At 30.8% G+C, this 17,750-nt stretch carries 18 protein-coding genes and 1 pseudogene; 16 read left to right on the top strand and 3 right to left on the bottom strand.

The window, feature by feature from the left end; translation table 11 throughout:
• Nucleotides 1-11 precede the first annotated feature (11 nt).
• The 3 genes from T473_RS0101435 to T473_RS0101425 all read left to right on the top strand — a co-directional run bounded on the left by T473_RS0101435 (nt 12) and on the right by T473_RS0101425 (nt 2,637).
• Complete coding sequence (locus T473_RS0101435) at nt 12-377, top strand: hypothetical protein (protein WP_024620304.1); 366 nt, start codon at nt 12-14, stop codon at nt 375-377.
• 177 nt (nt 378-554) lie between these two features.
• Complete coding sequence (locus tag T473_RS0101430; protein ID WP_024620303.1) at nt 555-1,229, top strand: response regulator transcription factor; 675 nt, start codon at nt 555-557, stop codon at nt 1,227-1,229.
• On the top strand, nt 1,219-2,637 hold the full coding sequence (locus tag T473_RS0101425) for a sensor histidine kinase (RefSeq protein WP_024620302.1): 1,419 nt from the start codon (nt 1,219-1,221) through the stop codon (nt 2,635-2,637). Before T473_RS0101430 ends, T473_RS0101425 begins: the two co-directional genes overlap by 11 nt.
• Before the next feature lie 158 nt (nt 2,638-2,795).
• Here the strand turns inward: T473_RS0101425 and T473_RS0101420 are convergent, their stop codons facing one another.
• Complete coding sequence (locus T473_RS0101420; protein ID WP_024620301.1) at nt 2,796-3,629, bottom strand: DUF1129 family protein; 834 nt, start codon at nt 3,627-3,629, stop codon at nt 2,796-2,798.
• On the bottom strand, nt 3,619-3,969 hold the full coding sequence (locus tag T473_RS0101415; RefSeq protein WP_242825827.1) for a PadR family transcriptional regulator: 351 nt from the start codon (nt 3,967-3,969) through the stop codon (nt 3,619-3,621). Before T473_RS0101415 ends, T473_RS0101420 begins: the two co-directional genes overlap by 11 nt.
• 563 nt (nt 3,970-4,532) lie before the next feature.
• Here T473_RS0101415 and T473_RS0101410 point away from each other — a divergent pair.
• The 9 genes from T473_RS0101410 (at nt 4,533) to T473_RS0101370 (ending at nt 11,258) form a co-directional block, all read left to right on the top strand.
• Nucleotides 4,533-4,979, top strand: a complete 447-nt coding sequence (locus T473_RS0101410; protein WP_024620299.1) for a hypothetical protein — start codon at nt 4,533-4,535, stop codon at nt 4,977-4,979.
• 11 nt (nt 4,980-4,990) lie between these two features.
• On the top strand, nt 4,991-5,992 hold the full coding sequence (locus tag T473_RS0101405; protein WP_024620298.1) for an ABC transporter substrate-binding protein: 1,002 nt from the start codon (nt 4,991-4,993) through the stop codon (nt 5,990-5,992).
• Complete coding sequence (locus tag T473_RS0101400) at nt 5,967-6,722, top strand: ABC transporter permease (protein WP_024620297.1); 756 nt, start codon at nt 5,967-5,969, stop codon at nt 6,720-6,722. Before T473_RS0101405 ends, T473_RS0101400 begins: the two co-directional genes overlap by 26 nt.
• On the top strand, nt 6,723-7,409 hold the full coding sequence (locus T473_RS0101395) for an ABC transporter ATP-binding protein (RefSeq protein ID WP_024620296.1): 687 nt from the start codon (nt 6,723-6,725) through the stop codon (nt 7,407-7,409).
• A 291-nt stretch (nt 7,410-7,700) separates the two neighbouring features.
• Nucleotides 7,701-8,138, top strand: a complete 438-nt coding sequence (locus tag T473_RS0101390) for a LytTR family DNA-binding domain-containing protein (protein WP_024620295.1) — start codon at nt 7,701-7,703, stop codon at nt 8,136-8,138.
• A gap of 25 nt (nt 8,139-8,163) precedes the next feature.
• On the top strand, nt 8,164-8,619 hold the full coding sequence (locus T473_RS0101385) for a hypothetical protein (RefSeq protein ID WP_024620294.1): 456 nt from the start codon (nt 8,164-8,166) through the stop codon (nt 8,617-8,619).
• Between the two features lie 46 nt (nt 8,620-8,665).
• On the top strand, nt 8,666-9,556 hold the full coding sequence (locus T473_RS0101380) for an ABC transporter ATP-binding protein (protein WP_024620293.1): 891 nt from the start codon (nt 8,666-8,668) through the stop codon (nt 9,554-9,556).
• Complete coding sequence (locus tag T473_RS0101375; protein ID WP_024620292.1) at nt 9,549-10,352, top strand: ABC transporter permease; 804 nt, start codon at nt 9,549-9,551, stop codon at nt 10,350-10,352. The genes T473_RS0101380 and T473_RS0101375 overlap by 8 nt, the downstream gene beginning before the upstream one ends.
• A 240-nt stretch (nt 10,353-10,592) precedes the next feature.
• A complete protein-coding gene (locus T473_RS0101370; protein WP_024620291.1) occupies nt 10,593-11,258 on the top strand; it encodes a Crp/Fnr family transcriptional regulator in 666 nt (221 codons plus the stop codon).
• A gap of 99 nt (nt 11,259-11,357) precedes the next feature.
• On the opposite strand, the gene T473_RS0101365 is transcribed toward T473_RS0101370, so the two are convergent.
• A complete protein-coding gene (locus tag T473_RS0101365) occupies nt 11,358-12,140 on the bottom strand; it encodes an SDR family NAD(P)-dependent oxidoreductase (protein ID WP_024620290.1) in 783 nt (260 codons plus the stop codon).
• A 266-nt stretch (nt 12,141-12,406) separates the two neighbouring features.
• Between T473_RS0101365 and hcp the strand changes: the two genes are divergently transcribed.
• The 4 genes and pseudogenes from hcp to T473_RS15910 all read left to right on the top strand — a co-directional run.
• A complete protein-coding gene (gene hcp / locus T473_RS0101360; RefSeq protein ID WP_024620289.1) occupies nt 12,407-14,272 on the top strand; it encodes a hydroxylamine reductase in 1,866 nt (621 codons plus the stop codon).
• A 113-nt stretch (nt 14,273-14,385) separates the two neighbouring features.
• The gene (locus tag T473_RS0101355; protein WP_024620288.1) at nt 14,386-15,006 is read left to right on the top strand and encodes a hypothetical protein; all 621 of its coding nucleotides are present in this window, start codon (nt 14,386-14,388) and stop codon (nt 15,004-15,006) included.
• A 1-nt stretch (nt 15,007) separates the two neighbouring features.
• Complete coding sequence (locus T473_RS0101350) at nt 15,008-15,559, top strand: hemerythrin domain-containing protein (protein ID WP_024620287.1); 552 nt, start codon at nt 15,008-15,010, stop codon at nt 15,557-15,559.
• A gap of 290 nt (nt 15,560-15,849) precedes the next feature.
• Nucleotides 15,850-17,738 (top strand): annotated as a pseudogene (locus tag T473_RS15910) (glycyl radical protein); the annotation flags it as partial.
• Nucleotides 17,739-17,750 lie beyond the last annotated feature (12 nt).

Genomic DNA, 17,750 nt, shown 5'->3' with positions numbered 1-17,750 from the left:
GAGTGTATTGGATGAAAAAGATGTTAATAGGTACATTGGGATTAGGTTTAGTATTAGGCGCTCTTGGGATGAATGTTTTTGCAAATGACATAGCACCATTAGATGATCAGATATACAGAAACAATACAAGTTCAGCAATTAATACATCAAATCGAGGGACTGTGCAAGACAGTGCTAAATTTGAAACTTTGTATCAAAATACAAGTCAAGTCGAAACTTTAGATAATAATAGTAACAATAATCTAGAAACAAATAGCCCAGATAGAAACTATCAAAATAACTACAACGACCAAGATAGTAATAACCAAGGCTACGATAACAATAATGGAAATAACAATAGGCAAAATTGTAACGGACCAGGAAGTTGCCGTCGTTAGTAAAAAGTTATTAATTTAAGGATATAAATTTCAAAAACATCTACACTAAATAATATTGTGTAGGTGTTTTTATTGATTTCAAATAGAACTTAACTTAAAAATTCATAAAGTATCTACAATTGTATGATATATTTGATTTAAGGATTCCTATATAGAAATAGTTGAGGGAGGATTAAAATGTTTAACATACTTATAGTAGATGATGAAGTTAAGATAACAGAGGTCGTAAAGGCCTATTTAGATAAAGAAGGATATAACTGTACAGTAGCAAATAACGGAACTCAGGCAATCGAGTATTTTTATGAAAATGAGTTTGATTTAGTTATTTTGGATAGAATGCTTCCAGATATAAGTGGAGAAGAAATTTGTGAGAAGATAAGGGAAACATCAAAGGTTCATATAATTATGTTGACCGCTAAAATAGAAGATGAAGATAAAATAGAAGGTTTTAACACTGGTTGTGACGATTATGTATGTAAGCCATTTAATGTAAAAGAGCTTGTGCTTAGAGCAAAGGCTGTTTTCAGAAAGTTGGATACTGAAGATAGAGATATACTAAAGTTTGGAGATGAATTAGAAATAAACACAGCTTCACATGAGGTAGCAGTCAGAGGTGAAATAGTCATTCTTACAAATACAGAGTATAAAATTTTATTGCTTTTAGCTAAAAACCCCAAAAGAATATTTAATCGAGAGCAATTACTAGAATTTACTATCGATGAACACTACGAAAAACTTGATAGAATCATAGATGCCCATATAAAAAACTTACGACAAAAAATAGAAAAGGATACAAAAAAGTCGAAAATTGTTCTAACTGTATATGGAGTAGGTTATAAATTTGGATTATAAAAAAAAGAAGCAAAGTTTAAATAAAAGGCTAATTTTAACTCTAGTCTCGGTAATATTATTAGTTGTAGTAACTATTGGGATATCTATAAATAAAGTTTTTGAAAAGAAGTTTAATGATTATATAAGTAAAAACTATGATAAAGAAGTTTCAGGGATATTAAATTCTATAGAATCAGACTATGAAGAAGATAAGTGGGATGTTCTTAGTATCAAAAAGCTTGGAAATAATGCTATTTCTAAAGGAATATTCGTAGAAGTATACGATCAAAATAAAAATTTAGTTTGGGGTGCAATGCAGAGCGATAGAAGCAGGTGTCATGAGGTTATGGGTAGTATAAGAAATAATATGAACAACATGCACAATGATTGGAATGGTGATTACACTGTTGAGTTGCATGAACTTTTTAATAAAAACAATCAGCCTATTGGAATTGCAAGTGTAGGATCGTATGGTTCACTTTATTATATGGATGACGATGTGGATTTTCTAAAGGAAATAAATAAAGTAATAATATTATTGGGACTCATTATGACATTTTTCACTGTTATGATAGCAATAGTTATGTCTAATAAAATTTCTAAACCGATAGAAGTTGTTTCAGATATGGCAAATAATATGGGTAAAGGCGGATATAAACAGAAGTTAGAGTATGAAAGCAATATAACGGAGATAGACAATTTAATCTCCTCAATAAATGGACTTGCGCATAAATTAGACGAGCAAGAAAATCTGAGGAAGAGACTAACTACAGATGTTGCACATGAACTAAGAACACCTCTTACAAACGTACAGACACATGTAGAAGCCATGATTGATGGAATATGGGAACCTAGTAAAGAGAGGTTAAATAGCGTAAATGAAGAAGTCATAAGGCTTACACATTTAGTAAATGAGCTTAAAAATTTAGCTAAGTTTGACAGTGAAAAAAGTAAACTAGAGCTTATTGAAGTAGATCTATCTGGTGTTATAACAAATGCAATTTACAACAATCAGGGTCGTGCGCTCGAGAAGAATATAAATATAACCTCTCATATAGAAGATATAAGCCTGTATTTAGATAAAGAAAAAATAACGCAGGTTGTAGTAAACTTACTATCAAACGCTATTAGATATACAAATAAAAATGGCAATATAAATATAAGAGCGTATAGAGAGAATAACAACATAAAAATCCACTTTAAGGATGATGGAATAGGAATACCTAAAGAGAAATTAAACGATATCTTTGAGAGATTTTACAGAGTAGATGAATCTAGAAGTAAGGGGACTGGTGGAATTGGTGTTGGCCTTACCATTGTAAAGTCGATTGTAGATTTACACGGAGGAAGTATTTATGTAGACAGTGTCGAAGGTAAGGGTAGTGAGTTTGTGGTAATTCTACCTACGATTAATGATAATATATCTTAAACTAATTTAATAATTAAAAGGATCTAGGGAGTATATTTGTATTCATTTAGCTATAGTGATAGGGGAGCTATATGCAATTTATTTTTTAGTACATATTTATGAAAAAACCTTTTAATGTCTCATATCAGATTAAAAGGTTTTTTATATTAATTTTACATTTACTTATTATTTTTAATTAGTTTATGTGTAAAGAAATAAAAAATAAATAAACTTATAAGCAAAGATGCAACTACAATTGTTTTTCCACTTCTAGACTGTAGATAAGTTGAGACTTCTGGAATTCTATAGCCAATTGATATCAATGTACTAGTGTATATAATAGATAAAAATGGTTTAAATAGCTCATTTCCTTTTTTTAAACAATACCAAGATGCCACAATAATTAACACTACAATAAATGCTATTCCAAATAAACCATCAATTGTAATAGGAAGGATATCTGGTAAAAGTGATTTTGATAGAATAAGTAAAAGTAAACCTATAAATGACACTATAAATAGCTTTGCCTTGCTAAAAAATTTCCCTTTGCTTTTATCTTCTACGTAAATAGATTGTTTCACACTATTTAAAATAAATATTACAAATACCGATGTTATTATAAAACCAATGAATATTTTTCCGATGTCAAGGCTTTTATCTGGAGAAACTAAACTTGGAAAAATCGTCATTAAAAAATAAATACCAAATACAACCACTATATATTTGAATTTTGATAATAATGAAGATGGAGTTATTTCCTTCATCATTGCGTCCGCTACTTCTTTTGGATTTTTACCGAAATAATCATATGCTGATATACCATCTTTTTGGGCTTCTATAATATCATCAAGTATTACTAAAAGTATATCTTCAATTTGATCGTTATCATAAAAAAGCCCACCTTTTAAACGCATGTATACTAACAAATCGTCATAGTACTCTTCATTTTCAATATTCAACTGTTCTCTTAGTTGATTGTTTTTTTCAATTTTATACTCAACTTTATTTTTCACTATTTTCATCTCCTTTTAATAGATTATTTACGCAGTTATCAAGTATCTGCCATTGTTGTGTAAAAATATCGCATTCAATTTCGCCGAGTTCTGTAAGTTTGTAGTATTTTCTCTTTGGTCCGTCCGGAGAAGGTTTTGACTCTCCTAGGATTAATTTTTTGTTTTGGAGCTTTAAAAGCAAAGGATATATAGTTCCTTCTGAAACCGCAGAAAATCCAAATTGCTGTAATTTTTCATTCATTTCATACCCATAAACGGAATCTCTTTTTATAATGACCAAAATACAGCCCTCAAGAATACCTTTAAGCATTTGAGATGATATTTTATAATCGCTTTCCAAGTCACTTACCTCCTTCGTGATGCACTATATTGTTTAACAAAGTAGCTAGATTAATTTTAATTATACATACTTGGCACTATCTTGTAAAGCAAAATAGTGAAAAAATAAAAAATGGCCTAACCAAAATTTAAGCTGTAATTGCATGGCAGGCTTATTAATAATCTTGGTTTTAGCCATTTTTATATTGTAAAGATTTTAATTTATATATAAGAATAGTTATTTGTAGTTACAATCATCTATGATCTTAGTAGATTAATTAATACAATTTTATATCTTAAAATCGTTGTTCAATGGTTTTATATAATCAAAATTTTTCAGCAAAGCTATATCTCGGTACAAACTTGCTCTACTAAGGGTACAGCCTATGAAAAAGTACAGAATTAATTGGAATAATATATGCATACTTAGTAAATATGAAGAAACTATATGAGTTAAAAAATAGAGGATATTAAAAGCAAGCATGGAATAGAACTTGAAATAACGTATTTTGGTTTGGTAAAGAAAAAAAGTTGTCAAAAAAATGAACAGAGATTTCGGCTGGTACAAGTGTAATACAAGGTATATTGTATAAATATGGAGAAACAAAGGTACACAGATTTATTGATAGTAGTATAATTAAAGAGATGCCAATACAAGCTTTTGATTCTATAAAAAAAAGGATATACGATGTAGGATTAGTACCTTCTGTATTTGCTAAAATTGGAAGGATAAATAAAGATTTAGATATAATTTGGCCAAAAGATGGTGCAATAAGTATTCAATTATACATAGCGATAAATAAATCTGTTAGTCTAGAAGTAGTGGAAATTCTCAGGGATGAGGTATTTAATAGCGGTTTTGGAGACTTTTTTGTAAATAGAGGATATATTGTCAGCTGTTTGCTTGAAAGTGAAGAAACTGTAGATTCTGTAGAAAATAAATTCAATTTTACATATCTAAATGATGAGTGGTTTGCTCAATTAGATTATAAGGAATTTATTGATAAATATAATAAAATTACAAGGGTGTAGGAGGAATAAGAATGAAAAAGTTATCAACGTTATTATTAAGTCTTGTATTAAGTGCAGGTGTACTAGCTGGATGCTCTAATAGTGACAATAATGAAAGCGCTAAAGATCAACCAAAGCCAGAAACAAAAACTGTAACAGTTGCGTCTCCAGATGGTCTACCTACGATGTCTATAGCTAAGCTTATAAAAGAGAAACCAGAAATAAAAGAAAACTATAAAGTCGATTACAGTATAAAAGCAACTCCAGACGAATTGTCTACCACAGTAATGAAAGGTGAAGCAGACATTGCCATAGTACCTTCAAACATGGCTGCAATAGCATATAACAAGACGAAGGACTATTCTATAGCCGGGACAACAGGCTTTGGATCTTTATATTTGGTGTCGACAGAGGACATAAATAGTTATGAAGATTTAAAAGGAAAAACTATCTTAAATATTGGTAAAGGTATGACTCCAGATATAACTACACAGACAATTTTAAAAGATAGAGATTTAGATGTAAATAGCGATGTTACCTTAGATTATGTAAATGCAGTTAGTGAATTGGTTCCTATGGTTATTTCAGGTAAAACAAACACAGCTGTTGTTCCAGAACCAGCACTTAGCGCTTTGATGACTAAAAAGGAAGATGTAAAAATATTTAAAAATTTAAATGATGAATACAAAGAGTTGAATGATTCAAAGTACGGGTTCCCTCAGGCTACAGTAATAGTAAAGACAAGCTTTTTAAAGGATAATAAAGAATTTGTAGAATCGTTTTTAACACAAGTAAATGACAGTGTAGAGTGGGCAAACTCAAATAAAAGTGAACTTGCAAGTTATTGTGCAGAGATAGGAGTTTCTACAGAAAAACCTATGATAGAAAAATCAATAGATAGAGCTAACTTAAAATATGTACCTGTTAAAGATACAAAAAAAGAGTACACTACTTATTACAACTACTTGTTTGAAAGCAATCCGAAATCATTAGGAGGAAGTGTACCAGATGAAGGAATCTTCATGGAAAAATAGATCTCAAGTATTTATAGCAACTATTTTGCTTATTGCAATTTGGGAGATCGCGGCAAAGATAATCAACAATAGCATTTATCTGCCAACTGTTGAGACAGTCGTATCCAACTTAGGAGTGATTGTAAGACAAGACGATTTTTTTCTAAATATTTATTATTCTATGTATAGAACAGTAGTTAGTTTTTTTATAGCTCTGATTTTAGCTTTGATAACAGGTGTTTTATCTTCATTTAATTCACTTATAAAAAATATGTTAAAACCAATAAACGCTTTGGCAACATCTATACCTACTATGATATTAGTGGTGCTATCCCTTATTTGGTTTGATAAAAATAATGCTCCATACATAGTTGGAATTTTTATCGTATTTCCACTTTTGTACGATGCAGTAACTAGCTCAATAGATGGAGTTGATAAGAATATAGTAGAGATGGCTAAAGTATATAAGGTAAACAAACTAGAGATAATAAGAAAAATATATTTTCCCGCAATTAAATTTCAGATTTTAGGCATGTTTATATCGTCTTTTTCATTAGCATTTAAAGTAGTTATAGCGGGAGAAGTGCATGGACAGCCCGAGTATGGTATAGGTACAGTTATTCAGTATGAAAAAATGAATTTTAATACAGAAGCTATATTTGCTTGGATTGTAATAATTGCTTTAATTTCATTTGCACTAGAAAGGCTACAGGCTTTTAGTAGAAAATCATTGTTTAGGTGGATGGCGTAGATGGATATCGTTATAAAAAATTTAAATAAAAGTTATGGTGAAAAAATAATATTTAAAAATTTCGAAATAACTTTTAAAGAAAATGAAGTAAACACAATAGTAGGTAAATCAGGTTGTGGAAAAACTACACTTCTTAGAATTATTTCAGGTATGGAGAATAAAAATGGCGGAGAGATTGAAGGAGCTGATTTGGGCTCTATAAGTTATATATTTCAAGAAGATAGGTTAATAGACTGGCTTACTGTGGAAGAAAATATAGAATTTGTATTAAAAAACGATTACGAAAAACAAGAAGTTAAAAAAATCTCTGATAAGTACCTAAAAATGGTTGGGATAGAGGAGTATAGAAATTTTTATCCTCAGAAACTGAGTGGAGGTCTGAGACAAAGAGTTAATATAGCAAGGGCTCTTTCAAAGCCTTCAAAACTAATAATTATGGATGAACCGTTTAAATCTATAGATATTATTAATAAAATGGATATAATGAGCTCTTTTAAAAACATAATATCTAGAGAAAAGAGAACTGTGCTATTTGTTACACATGATATTGAAGAGGCTGTATACTTTGATGGATTTATCTATGTTCTAGGGGAAAGCCCTGTTACAATTAAAAAGAATTACAAAAATTTTGAGGATAATCTAGATATAAGAGAAGAGATAAAGGAAGATATTATAAGAACTATATAGATTTGTAAAGATTTAAAACAATTTATAAAGATTAAGAAGAACCAATAGAACATACGAAATATTTTATGTTATTTTGGTTTTTTTTAATTATTAATTTTCTACTTAGAGCTATTTTAAAAACTGCATAAGTTTTGAACTGGCAACTTAGAATCAGTATATGGCACCTTACAGTACTGCTAGTTGTAATAAATAAATTTGAAATGTATACTCAATTTATCATATAAATACTTTTAATTATAAATTGCTCACAATACAGTTAAAATCTAAGAGATTATTATACGAGGAGGATCTATGAAAATTATAGTTGAACATACTTCTTGTGAAGAGAATAAAATCATATTACAATGTGCTCATTTAGATAATGAAATGCTCGAGATATTATCATTTTTAAAAGAGCGGACTACAAAGTTAGTAGCACATAGAGATGGTGAAGTTTTTATGTTAATGCCAGATGAAATTTTATATGCAGAAACTCTAGATGGAAAGACTATACTTTATACAGAATATGATATTTTTAATTCACAGGATTCACTAGCTAATTTAGAAAATAAGTATACAAATATGGGATATATACGAATTGGGAAATCACAGCTAGTCAACTTGAAATATATTAAAAAATTAAGAAGTATGTCTAATAGGCGGATAGAAGTAACTCTTAAAACAGATGAAAAATTAATTGTCTCTAGACACTACGTACAAGAATTTAAAAGTAAATTAGGAATCGTATAACATAAAGTAATAAGGAGGATTTTGAATGGAAGGTAAAAAAGCTTTTGATTTTATGCAAAGGTACTATCTATTTATTTATGAAGCAAAAACAACTTCGGGAGTTTTCTTTTTGGCATTTGTAGTCTTATATTTGTTTCTGGGTCTGGCAGCTCCAGAAAAAATAACTATAGATTTATTTACAGCTATACAAATGATGATTGCATGTTTCTTAATAGGTTTTAGCCAACATATTATTATTCCCTATGAGAAAGTCACAGTTAAACGTGCATTTATATGGATGGCATTTTCAATTATTGTTACATTTGGATTTTCTTTAGGATTTGCTTGGTTTTCAGCTTTACCTAAGTGGTGTGCAGTAGCGTTTTATTCATTTATGATATGGGGATTTGCAATGATGTGGCTTGCTGTTAAATGGTATTCAGAAAGAGAAAATAAAAAATTAAATGAAAATCTTAAAGCTTATCAGAAAAGATTACTGTAAAATAAATATATAAATAAAAATTATAATAATTTGAGGGGGAAATCATATGGATGTATTAGTAGTCGACAATATAACTGTTGATTATGGAGGAGGAAAAGGAGTTTTTGACTTATCGTTTTCTGTAGGAGAAGGAGAAGTTTTAGGATTTTTAGGACCAAATGGTGCAGGAAAGACTACTACGATTAGACAACTTATGGGATTTGCTCATCCAGACAGTGGAAGTTGTAGAATACTCGGTCTCGATTGTAAAACTAAGTCAGCTGAAATTCAAAATAGTGTAGGCTACCTTCCAGGTGAAATTGCTTTTATGGATGATATGACTGGAATGCAGTTTATAAAATTTATTGCCGAGATGAAGGGGATTAAGGATTTAAGACGTGCAGATGAACTAATTTCATACTTTGATTTGAATACGAGTGGTAAAATCAAAAAGATGTCCAAAGGGATGAAACAGAAGATAGGCATTGTATGTGCATTTATGAAAAATCCTAAGATTTTAATTTTAGATGAACCAACAAGTGGTTTAGACCCCCTGATGCAAAATAAATTTGTGGAACTTATAAGAACTGAAAAAGAAAGAGGAGCTACAATACTGATGTCTTCGCATATGTTTGAAGAGATTGAAAAAACTTGTGATAAAGCTGTAATAATAAAGTCAGGTAGACTTGTAGCTAATGAAGATATGAATACCCTTAAAGAAACTAAAAGAAAAGGATTTGTGGTTACTATCAATACTGTTGATATGGCAGAAAAATTTGCAAATGAGGTAACAGGAGTCGAATCTATAAAGGACAATAAAGTTACAGTCGGAATACAAGGAGATATAATGCCATTTATAAAGATTCTTGCAAAATATCAAGTTACAAATCTAGAACCAGTTACTCAAAACTTGGAGAATCTTTTTATGCACTATTATGGAGGTGGATATAATGATTAGTATACCTTTATTTAAAAAAGAACTGAAATCTATATGGAAGATATTTATTATATTTTTAGCAGTACTTACAATGTATACGACTATTATAATATCAATGTTTGACCCCGATCTTGGCAACCTTTTAGCTGATTTTGAAAAAGCTATGCCTGGAATTATGGCTGCTGTTGGTATGAAAGGTGCTGGCGCCACAAGTTTAGTTGGTTATACAGCATCGTATTTATTTGGTTTTATAATGATTATTTTTCCGATGATATTTTCTATAATTCTATCTAACAAGCTAGTGGCAAAGTATGTAGACAATGGTTCGATGGCTTACCTTCTTGCCACTCCAAATACTAGAGGTAAAATAGTTGTTACGCAAGCTGTATTCTCAATATTTTGTATGGCATTGCTTATAACATTTGTAACTATTATAGGAATTGTATTTAGTGAATCAAGTTTCTCAGGTGATTTAGATATAGAAAAATATGTACTTCTAAATGTCGGTGCATTTGCACTTCAGGTGGCGATAGGCGGATTTGGATTTTTGGTATCTTGTTTGAGCAATGAAACGAGAATATCTTACTCTATAAGTATAGGTGTTCCTATAGCCGCTTATATTATTCAGATGATCGCAAATCAAGGCGATAAATTTGAAAATCTTAAGTATGTGACATTCTTTACACTGTTTTCGCCAGATAAGATTGTTGCGGGTGATGAGAGTTCTCTTTGGATGGTAGGGGGCTTGCTTGTGGCAGGGCTTCTAATGTATATTGTTGGATGCATAAGCTTTAAAAAACGTAATTTACCGATTTAATTGGATTTAGATATAATCTAGCAAAGTGTTATTAGATTACTAATATTTTGCTAGATTTTTTTATTATAATAATGACAAATAATCTTATTGATCGCACTACTACATATATCTAAAAACTTGTTTATATTAAAGCTAATAATGTATACTATAAGTTACTGGATATAAGTCAATTATTTTTAAAAAGATAGTAATGCTGTAGAATATTAGAGTAGAAGTTTTATTATATAGGAGTGATAATAGATGAATTTAGAGAATTGTATACTTTTTAAAGATATAAATTCTGAGGATATCAATAGGACATTAGAATCTTCAGATTCCAAGTATTTTACATATAAAAAGGACTCATGTATATTCGAAAGGGACGATGTACCTAAATATATGTACGTGCTTACAAGTGGAGCTGTACAAATAGAAAAAGTGGACTTAAACGGAAAGAGAATAATAATGAATGTATTCAGAGAACCAGGGACTATATTTGGTGAAGTGTACTTGTATTTAAATCAACACTCTTATGATTATTCCTGTATAACTATAGAGGATTCTAAAGTATTAGCAATACCAAAATCATTTTTTGATGTAGATAATGGGGATAATGAAGTTCAGAGAAAGATAACTTACAATATGCTAGAAATACTTTCGGAAAAAGCATATCATTTAAATCAAAAGGTGTTGATACTTGGAAGTTTTTCGTTGCGTCAGAAGTTATCAAATTTTTTAATTCAAAAATCAAGAGATTCTGGTACAGTTCATTTAGAGTTCAATAGAGAAGAGCTAGCGGACTATATTGGAACAACTAGACCATCGCTTTCTAGGGAACTCGCAAATATGGAAAATGATGGCCTTATAAAGGTAAAAAAAGATGAGATAATTATAATAGATATGGATCGTTTATCAGAAATATCTTAGAGTTATTTCATAAGAAAATAAATTTTAAGCATAGATATAAATGAATTGGAGGACAGTGATATTAATAGTCAATGTTCTCCGATTTTTATTTATATATATTTATATTTTCTCCAATCCTTGCTGTTTTAACCATATTTTCATCATTAATTTTTGTGGCAATAATTTAGCAACAATATGAGAAAGTTTTGTATACCATCCATAAATAGAAATATCTTTTCTTTTTTTAGAGTCATAAATTGCCTTATCTGCCACCTTATCAGGTGTTACCATAAAGGGGAAATTATTAGTTGCTTTTTTTGCGCCAATTATTGCTCTATCAAATAAATTTGTATCCATCCATCCGGGGCATACTGTAGTTACAGAAATTCCTTGATCCTTAAGTTCTATATTTAAAGCTCTAGAATAATTTCGAACAAAGGCTTTTGTAGAGCTATATAAATTTTGATATGGAAGTGGTTGAAAAGATGCTTGTGATGAAATATTTAAAATTTGAGCGCCTTTTTCCATATATGGAATACTTATTAGTCCCATAGAAACGACCCCGCTAACATTAAGATCGATCATGTTGATTGAATCTTTAATATTCAAATCTTTATAGGAACAGAATTTTGCGAAGCCAGCATTATTTATAAGATATAAAATGTTAGGGTTATTACATTCTAGATTATACGAAAAATCTATAATCTCTTTATTGTTTGATAAATCTACAGAAAAAGTTTGAACCTTTGTACCACAATCTTTTTTTAAAAGATCTAATTTTTTTTGGTTTCTTGCAATTGCCCATATCTCATCAACACTCTTATTTTTTACGAGTATTTTAACAAATTCCTTTCCAAAACCGCTACTTGCACCAGTGATTATTGCTATATTTTTCCTTATCATAAATTTATCTCCTATAAAGTCTATATTTTTAAACTTAAATTTAAAAGTAGAGCGACGCTTATTAAGTTTTTGGCTCAAAACATTTCTTCTTATATATGTTCTGATATTTATATGCATTATATTCATAATGGACTTCAAAACCAATGATAATAAAAATTTTAATAAATATAAATTATATGTATTTGTAACATATGTTACAGAACTATCTGTTGAATTTCTTTATACTTGTAATTACAGAAAGCGAAAAAAATTAGGAGGTTTTTAATATGAGTAAAATGTTTTGTTATCAATGTCAAGAGACAGCAGGAAATAAAGGATGTACGATGGGTGGAGTTTGTGGAAAGAAACCAGAAGTTGCAAACGCACAGGACTTCTTAATATGGATTACAAAAGGTACATCAGAAATCACTACAAGACTTAGAAAAGAAGGAAAATCAGTTAGCAAACAGGTAAATCATTTAATAACTTTAAATCTTTTTACTACAATTACAAATGCTAACTTTGATATAGACTCAATAAATGCAAGAGTAGAAAAGACATTATTAGTTAAAGAAGAATTATTAAAAGAACTTTCAAATAAAGATAATTTATCAGAAGCAGCACTTTGGAGCGATAAAAACTCTAATGTTTGGGCTGAAAAATCTACATCAGTAGGAGTACTTTCTACAGAAAATGAAGATGTTAGAAGTTTAAGAGAATTAATAACTTACGGATTAAAAGGACTTTCAGCTTATTCTAAGCATGCGAATGTACTTTTAGAAGACGATAAAGAGTTAGATGCCTTTTTACAAAGAGCATTAGCTTCAACACTAGATGACAGTTTGTCGGCAGATGATCTAGTAGCATTAACATTAGAAACAGGAAAATTTGGTGTAGCAGGTATGAGTTTATTAGATAAAGCAAATACTACTACTTACGGAAACCCTGAAATGACCAAAGTAAATATAGGAGTTGGAAACAAACCAGGTATATTAATTTCTGGGCATGATTTAAGAGACATGGAAATGTTATTAAAACAAACAGAAGGAACAGGTGTAGATGTTTATACACACTCTGAGATGCTTCCTGCTCACTACTATCCAGCATTTAAAAAATACGATCACTTTGTTGGAAACTATGGAAATGCATGGTGGAAACAACAAGATGAGTTCGAATCATTCAATGGTCCGATACTAATGACTACAAATTGTATAGTTCCACCAAGAGATAGCTACAAAGATAGAATTTACACTACAGGTGCTTCTGGTTTCCCAGGATGTAAACACATTAATGGTGATATAGGTGAAGAAAAAGACTTCAGCGAAATAATTGAAAATGCTAAGAAATGCCAAGCGCCAAAAGAAATCGAAACTGGTGAGATAATAGGTGGATTTGCACACAATCAAGTATTTGCACTTGCAGATACAGTAGTTGAAGCAGTTAAGAGCGGTGCTATAGAAAAATTCGTAGTAATGGCAGGATGTGATGGTAGACAAAAAGGTAGAAATTACTACACTGAATTTGCAGAGACACTTCCAGAAAAAACTGTAATACTTACAGCAGGATGTGCTAAGTACAGATACAATAAATTAAATTTAGGTGATATAGGTGGAATACCAAGAGTACTTGACGCAGGTCAATGTAATGACTCGTATTCACTAGCTGTAATAGCACTTAAACTTAAAGAAATATTTGGGCTTAACGATATAAATGATCTTCCTATAATCTACAATATAGCTTGGTATGAGCAAAAAGCTGTTATAGTTCTGTTATCTTTACTATATTTAGGGGTAAAAGATATACATCTTGGACCAACTCTACCAGCATTCTTATCACCAAATGTTGCGAATGTATTGGTAAAAGAGTTCGGAATAGCAGGAATACAATCAGTAGAGGAAGATATGGATCTTTTCTTCCCAGAAAACAAGGAAGGTGAAGAAGTGGAAGGTAATAAGGGAACAATAACTGGAAATATGATAATGGGTGATGTACTTCGTAATTATCCAGAGTTAGCAGCTGTTTTCATGGATATGGGAATGCACTGTTTAGGATGCCCATCATCTCAAATGGAGAGTATATCAGACGCAAGTGCAGTACACGGATTAAAAGAACAAGAAGTATTAGAGAAATTAAACAGTTATTTAAATAAATAATTGGCAAATAAATAATTAGTAAATAATTGGTAGACAATTACTATATTAATGAGATCTGTACGGATGCAAAATGCATTGTATTTGTACAGATCTTATAATAAGAAGGTGAATATATGAGTGAATTTTTAGGACCAATTCATTTTTTAGTATACGGTAAAGTTCAAAAAGAAGAAGATATGGTTGAACAAATTCTAGATTTAGCAAAAAAAAATGGATGGAATTTGGGATTAAAGGAAGAAGTAAACAAGCAAGTAGGGGTTATAGAAAGAGCACCTCTTGATACAGTTATAGATACTGACAATATTCATGCTTGGCTTCAAGTACAAGTATCGCTTGTAGAAAGTCGTTTTGCATATGTAGTTAGTAAGTTGCTTTTAGATGATAAGGATAGAAAAGATCTGTTGTTAAAAGTTATGACAGAATTAGGGCGTGAAAATGCTAAAGAAATTGACAATATAGAATCTATCAATCCAGAAGATGTATACTTAACAATAAACAAGATATTTTTAGATGGAATGCCATGTGATAGAGCAAACGAGATAATCGAAAAAGAAGAAGAAAATATCGTTTGGAGACTTAGAATAGATGTTCACGAAGAGTACTGGAATCACGGAGTATCTGTTGAAATTTATCACGAACTAAGAAAAGCTTGGCTCGATGGATATGTTGAAAATTCACCTGTTGAATTAAAACAGCTAAATGCCAATACTTATCAATTGATGAGGAGAAGATAATATGTATGCTATAGAGATATTAGTTAAAGAACATGAAAATATAAAGAAGTTTACTGATCAGATGGAGAGAATCTGTATAAACATTATGGATGGAGCAGAACTTAATACACAATTATTTAGAAAAGCCATAGTTTTTATAAGAGAATACGCAGATGGTCATCACCATGGAAAAGAAGAAAAGATTTTGTTTCAGTATATGATAGATAACTTAGGTTCAGTTGCAAATACCCTTGTAAGAAATGGAATGCTTGTTGAACACGATTTAGCTAGACTTAATGTACTTGAAATGGAAAATGCAATAAATAGATATGAGGAATCTCACAGTACAAAAGATAAACTAGATATAATTTCAAATATGATGGGATATGTATATTTACTTAGACGTCATATAGATAAAGAAGACGGAGTAGTTTATCCTTATGCTGAAAATAATTTAAGTCAAGAGCTTCTAAATGAAGTTAATGCAAAATCTAAAGAGATTGAAGATGGTGTTCTTGAAAGAGATGATTATGCAGAGCATTTGAGATTTTTAGAAAGTTTAATTGAAATGTAATAACTCCCCTTAAAGTAGACTAAAAGATTAGTTAAACTACTTTAAGGGTTTTTTTGTTTTGAAAACTAAATCTGTATTGACATTTAATATGTGTGATGATATTCTTTATACAAAGTGCATTATATTATACATTTATATAATATAATGCACAAAAGAGTAATACAGTAATCGTAAAACGTGAAGTTTTTCAAAGAATATAGTTAAATACAGTAGATATTATAAATGCTATAAACGTACGATATATCGTACAAAATATAATAAAAATATATTACGTTTGAAAGGGGATAATTATGATCACAGAAAGAATTGAGTCAACAAGACAGAATTACATCAACTCTAAACCAGCTATTTCCTATGAGAGAGCTAGAATATGGACAGAATCTCATAAAAAGACAGAAGGCCAATCAATAGCAATAAGAAGAGCAAAGGCATTTAGAGATACTTGTGAGCAACTCAATATAAATATTTTTGATGGAGAGCTTATCGTAGGTGCTATTGGTGAATTTAGAAAGTGTGGAATCCTAACGCCTGAATTTTCTTGGACGTGGGTAGATAGAGAAATGGATAACTTTGATAAAAGAGTTCAAGATCCATATATAATGACTGATGAACAAAGAGCTTATGTAAGAAAAAATATATTCCCATACTGGGAAGGAAAATCTCTAGAAGAAGCATTTTTATCTCGTTTACCTGAGGATACTGCGAAGGTAGCAGTAGATACAGGTTTTGTAGATAACGACTCAAAGTGGAGACAAGCCGTTGGTGAAATTACTCCAGATTACCAAGACGTGCTTTTTAAAAAAGGTTTTGGAGGCATCATAAAAGAAGCTGAAGAGAATATAGATAATCTATCTATAACTTCAGCGGAAGATATGGAAAAGAAAGAGTTTTATGAGTCTATTATAATAACTTCTGAAGGGATTATAACATTTGCTAATAGGTATGCGGCTAAAGCAAGAGAGATGGCTGATGTAGAAACCGACAGTGCTAGAAGAAATGAATTGTTAATAATCGGTGAGATCTGTGATGTAGTGCCTAAAAATCCACCGGGGACTTTTTACGAAGCTATTCAATTCATGTGGTTTACACAGGTTGGTGGTATAATTTCAGAAAATCCACTTGCACTTAATCCAGGCAGATTTGACCAATATATGTATCCTTATTACAAAGCTGATCTAGAAAAAGGGTTTATAACTAAAGAGAAAGCACAAGAACTTGTGGACTCTCTTTGGTTAAAGTTGTCGGAGTGGGTTTGGACTATATCGGCAAACACTGCTGACTTCTTCGCTGGATACAACCAATTCCAAAACCTGACAGTTGGTGGGAAAACAAGAGAAGGAAAAGATGCAACTAATGATGTGACTTATTTTTGCTTAAATGCTACGGAAAGAGTAAAAGCTCATCAACCTGGTTTGAGTGTAAGAGTTCATCAGGATTGTCCTAGTGAATTTTTAGATTCAGTTACACATTTAGTTAGTAAAGGAACTGGATTCCCTGCTATTCATAGTGACAGTGCAGGATATCAAATGCTTATAAATGCAGGATACGATCCAGAAGATGCAAGGGATTGGAACAATTGCGGATGTGTAGTTCCCCATTTTAGAAAAACAGGTGAGTGGACATCAGCTGTAAATATAAACTTCACAGCAGCCCTGGAATTTGCGTTAAACAAAGGTAAAAGTAGGATCTCTGGTGATAAAATAGGCCTAGATGAAAAAAATCCAGAGAGTTTTGTATCTTATGAAGAAGTTGAAGAAGCTTTTTATAAGCAATTCGACAATTTAATAGAGCATTCAATAATAGCGACATTAGTAGCACAAAGACTTCATAAAGAGATGGTACCGAGACCGTTTTTATCATCATGTATAGAAGACTGCATGACAAAAGGAAAAGATCTAGTGGATGCAGGTGCAAAATACAACCTCGGGCCAGTTTTAACAGGTATAGGCCTTGCTGTTACTACAAATTCACTAGCTGTTATTAAAAAGCTCGTATTTGATGATGGAGTTACTACAATGGAGACTATTGTAAAAGCACTGGATGCCAACTGGGAAGGGTATGATGAGTTGAGACAACTTGCGTTAAACGTACCGAATACGGAAATGATATAGATTATGTAGATGATATTGCAATAAAAATGGCGAATCATTACTATAGAGAAGGTCACAAGTATACAGATATAAACGGTAAT

This window comes from Clostridioides mangenotii TR, assembly GCF_000498755.1.
In the GTDB taxonomy this organism is placed as follows: Bacteria; Bacillota; Clostridia; order Peptostreptococcales; family Peptostreptococcaceae; genus Metaclostridioides; species Metaclostridioides mangenotii_A.
This window is presented reverse-complemented; position numbering and strand designations above follow the sequence as displayed.

Coding starts and splice junctions, on each gene's coding strand:
- T473_RS0101435 (WP_024620304.1), top strand. CDS start 12: ATGAAAAAGATGTTAATAGGTACATTGGGATTAGGTTTAGTATTAGGC.
- T473_RS0101430 (WP_024620303.1), top strand. CDS start 555: ATGTTTAACATACTTATAGTAGATGATGAAGTTAAGATAACAGAGGTC.
- T473_RS0101405 (WP_024620298.1), top strand. CDS start 4,991: ATGAAAAAGTTATCAACGTTATTATTAAGTCTTGTATTAAGTGCAGGT.
- T473_RS0101400 (WP_024620297.1), top strand. CDS start 5,967: ATGAAGGAATCTTCATGGAAAAATAGATCTCAAGTATTTATAGCAACT.
- T473_RS0101395 (WP_024620296.1), top strand. CDS start 6,723: ATGGATATCGTTATAAAAAATTTAAATAAAAGTTATGGTGAAAAAATA.
- T473_RS0101390 (WP_024620295.1), top strand. CDS start 7,701: ATGAAAATTATAGTTGAACATACTTCTTGTGAAGAGAATAAAATCATA.
- T473_RS0101385 (WP_024620294.1), top strand. CDS start 8,164: ATGGAAGGTAAAAAAGCTTTTGATTTTATGCAAAGGTACTATCTATTT.
- T473_RS0101380 (WP_024620293.1), top strand. CDS start 8,666: ATGGATGTATTAGTAGTCGACAATATAACTGTTGATTATGGAGGAGGA.
- T473_RS0101375 (WP_024620292.1), top strand. CDS start 9,549: ATGATTAGTATACCTTTATTTAAAAAAGAACTGAAATCTATATGGAAG.
- T473_RS0101370 (WP_024620291.1), top strand. CDS start 10,593: ATGAATTTAGAGAATTGTATACTTTTTAAAGATATAAATTCTGAGGAT.
- T473_RS0101365 (WP_024620290.1), bottom strand. CDS start 12,140: ATGATAAGGAAAAATATAGCAATAATCACTGGTGCAAGTAGCGGTTTT.
- hcp (WP_024620289.1), top strand. CDS start 12,407: ATGAGTAAAATGTTTTGTTATCAATGTCAAGAGACAGCAGGAAATAAA.
- T473_RS0101355 (WP_024620288.1), top strand. CDS start 14,386: ATGAGTGAATTTTTAGGACCAATTCATTTTTTAGTATACGGTAAAGTT.
- T473_RS0101350 (WP_024620287.1), top strand. CDS start 15,008: ATGTATGCTATAGAGATATTAGTTAAAGAACATGAAAATATAAAGAAG.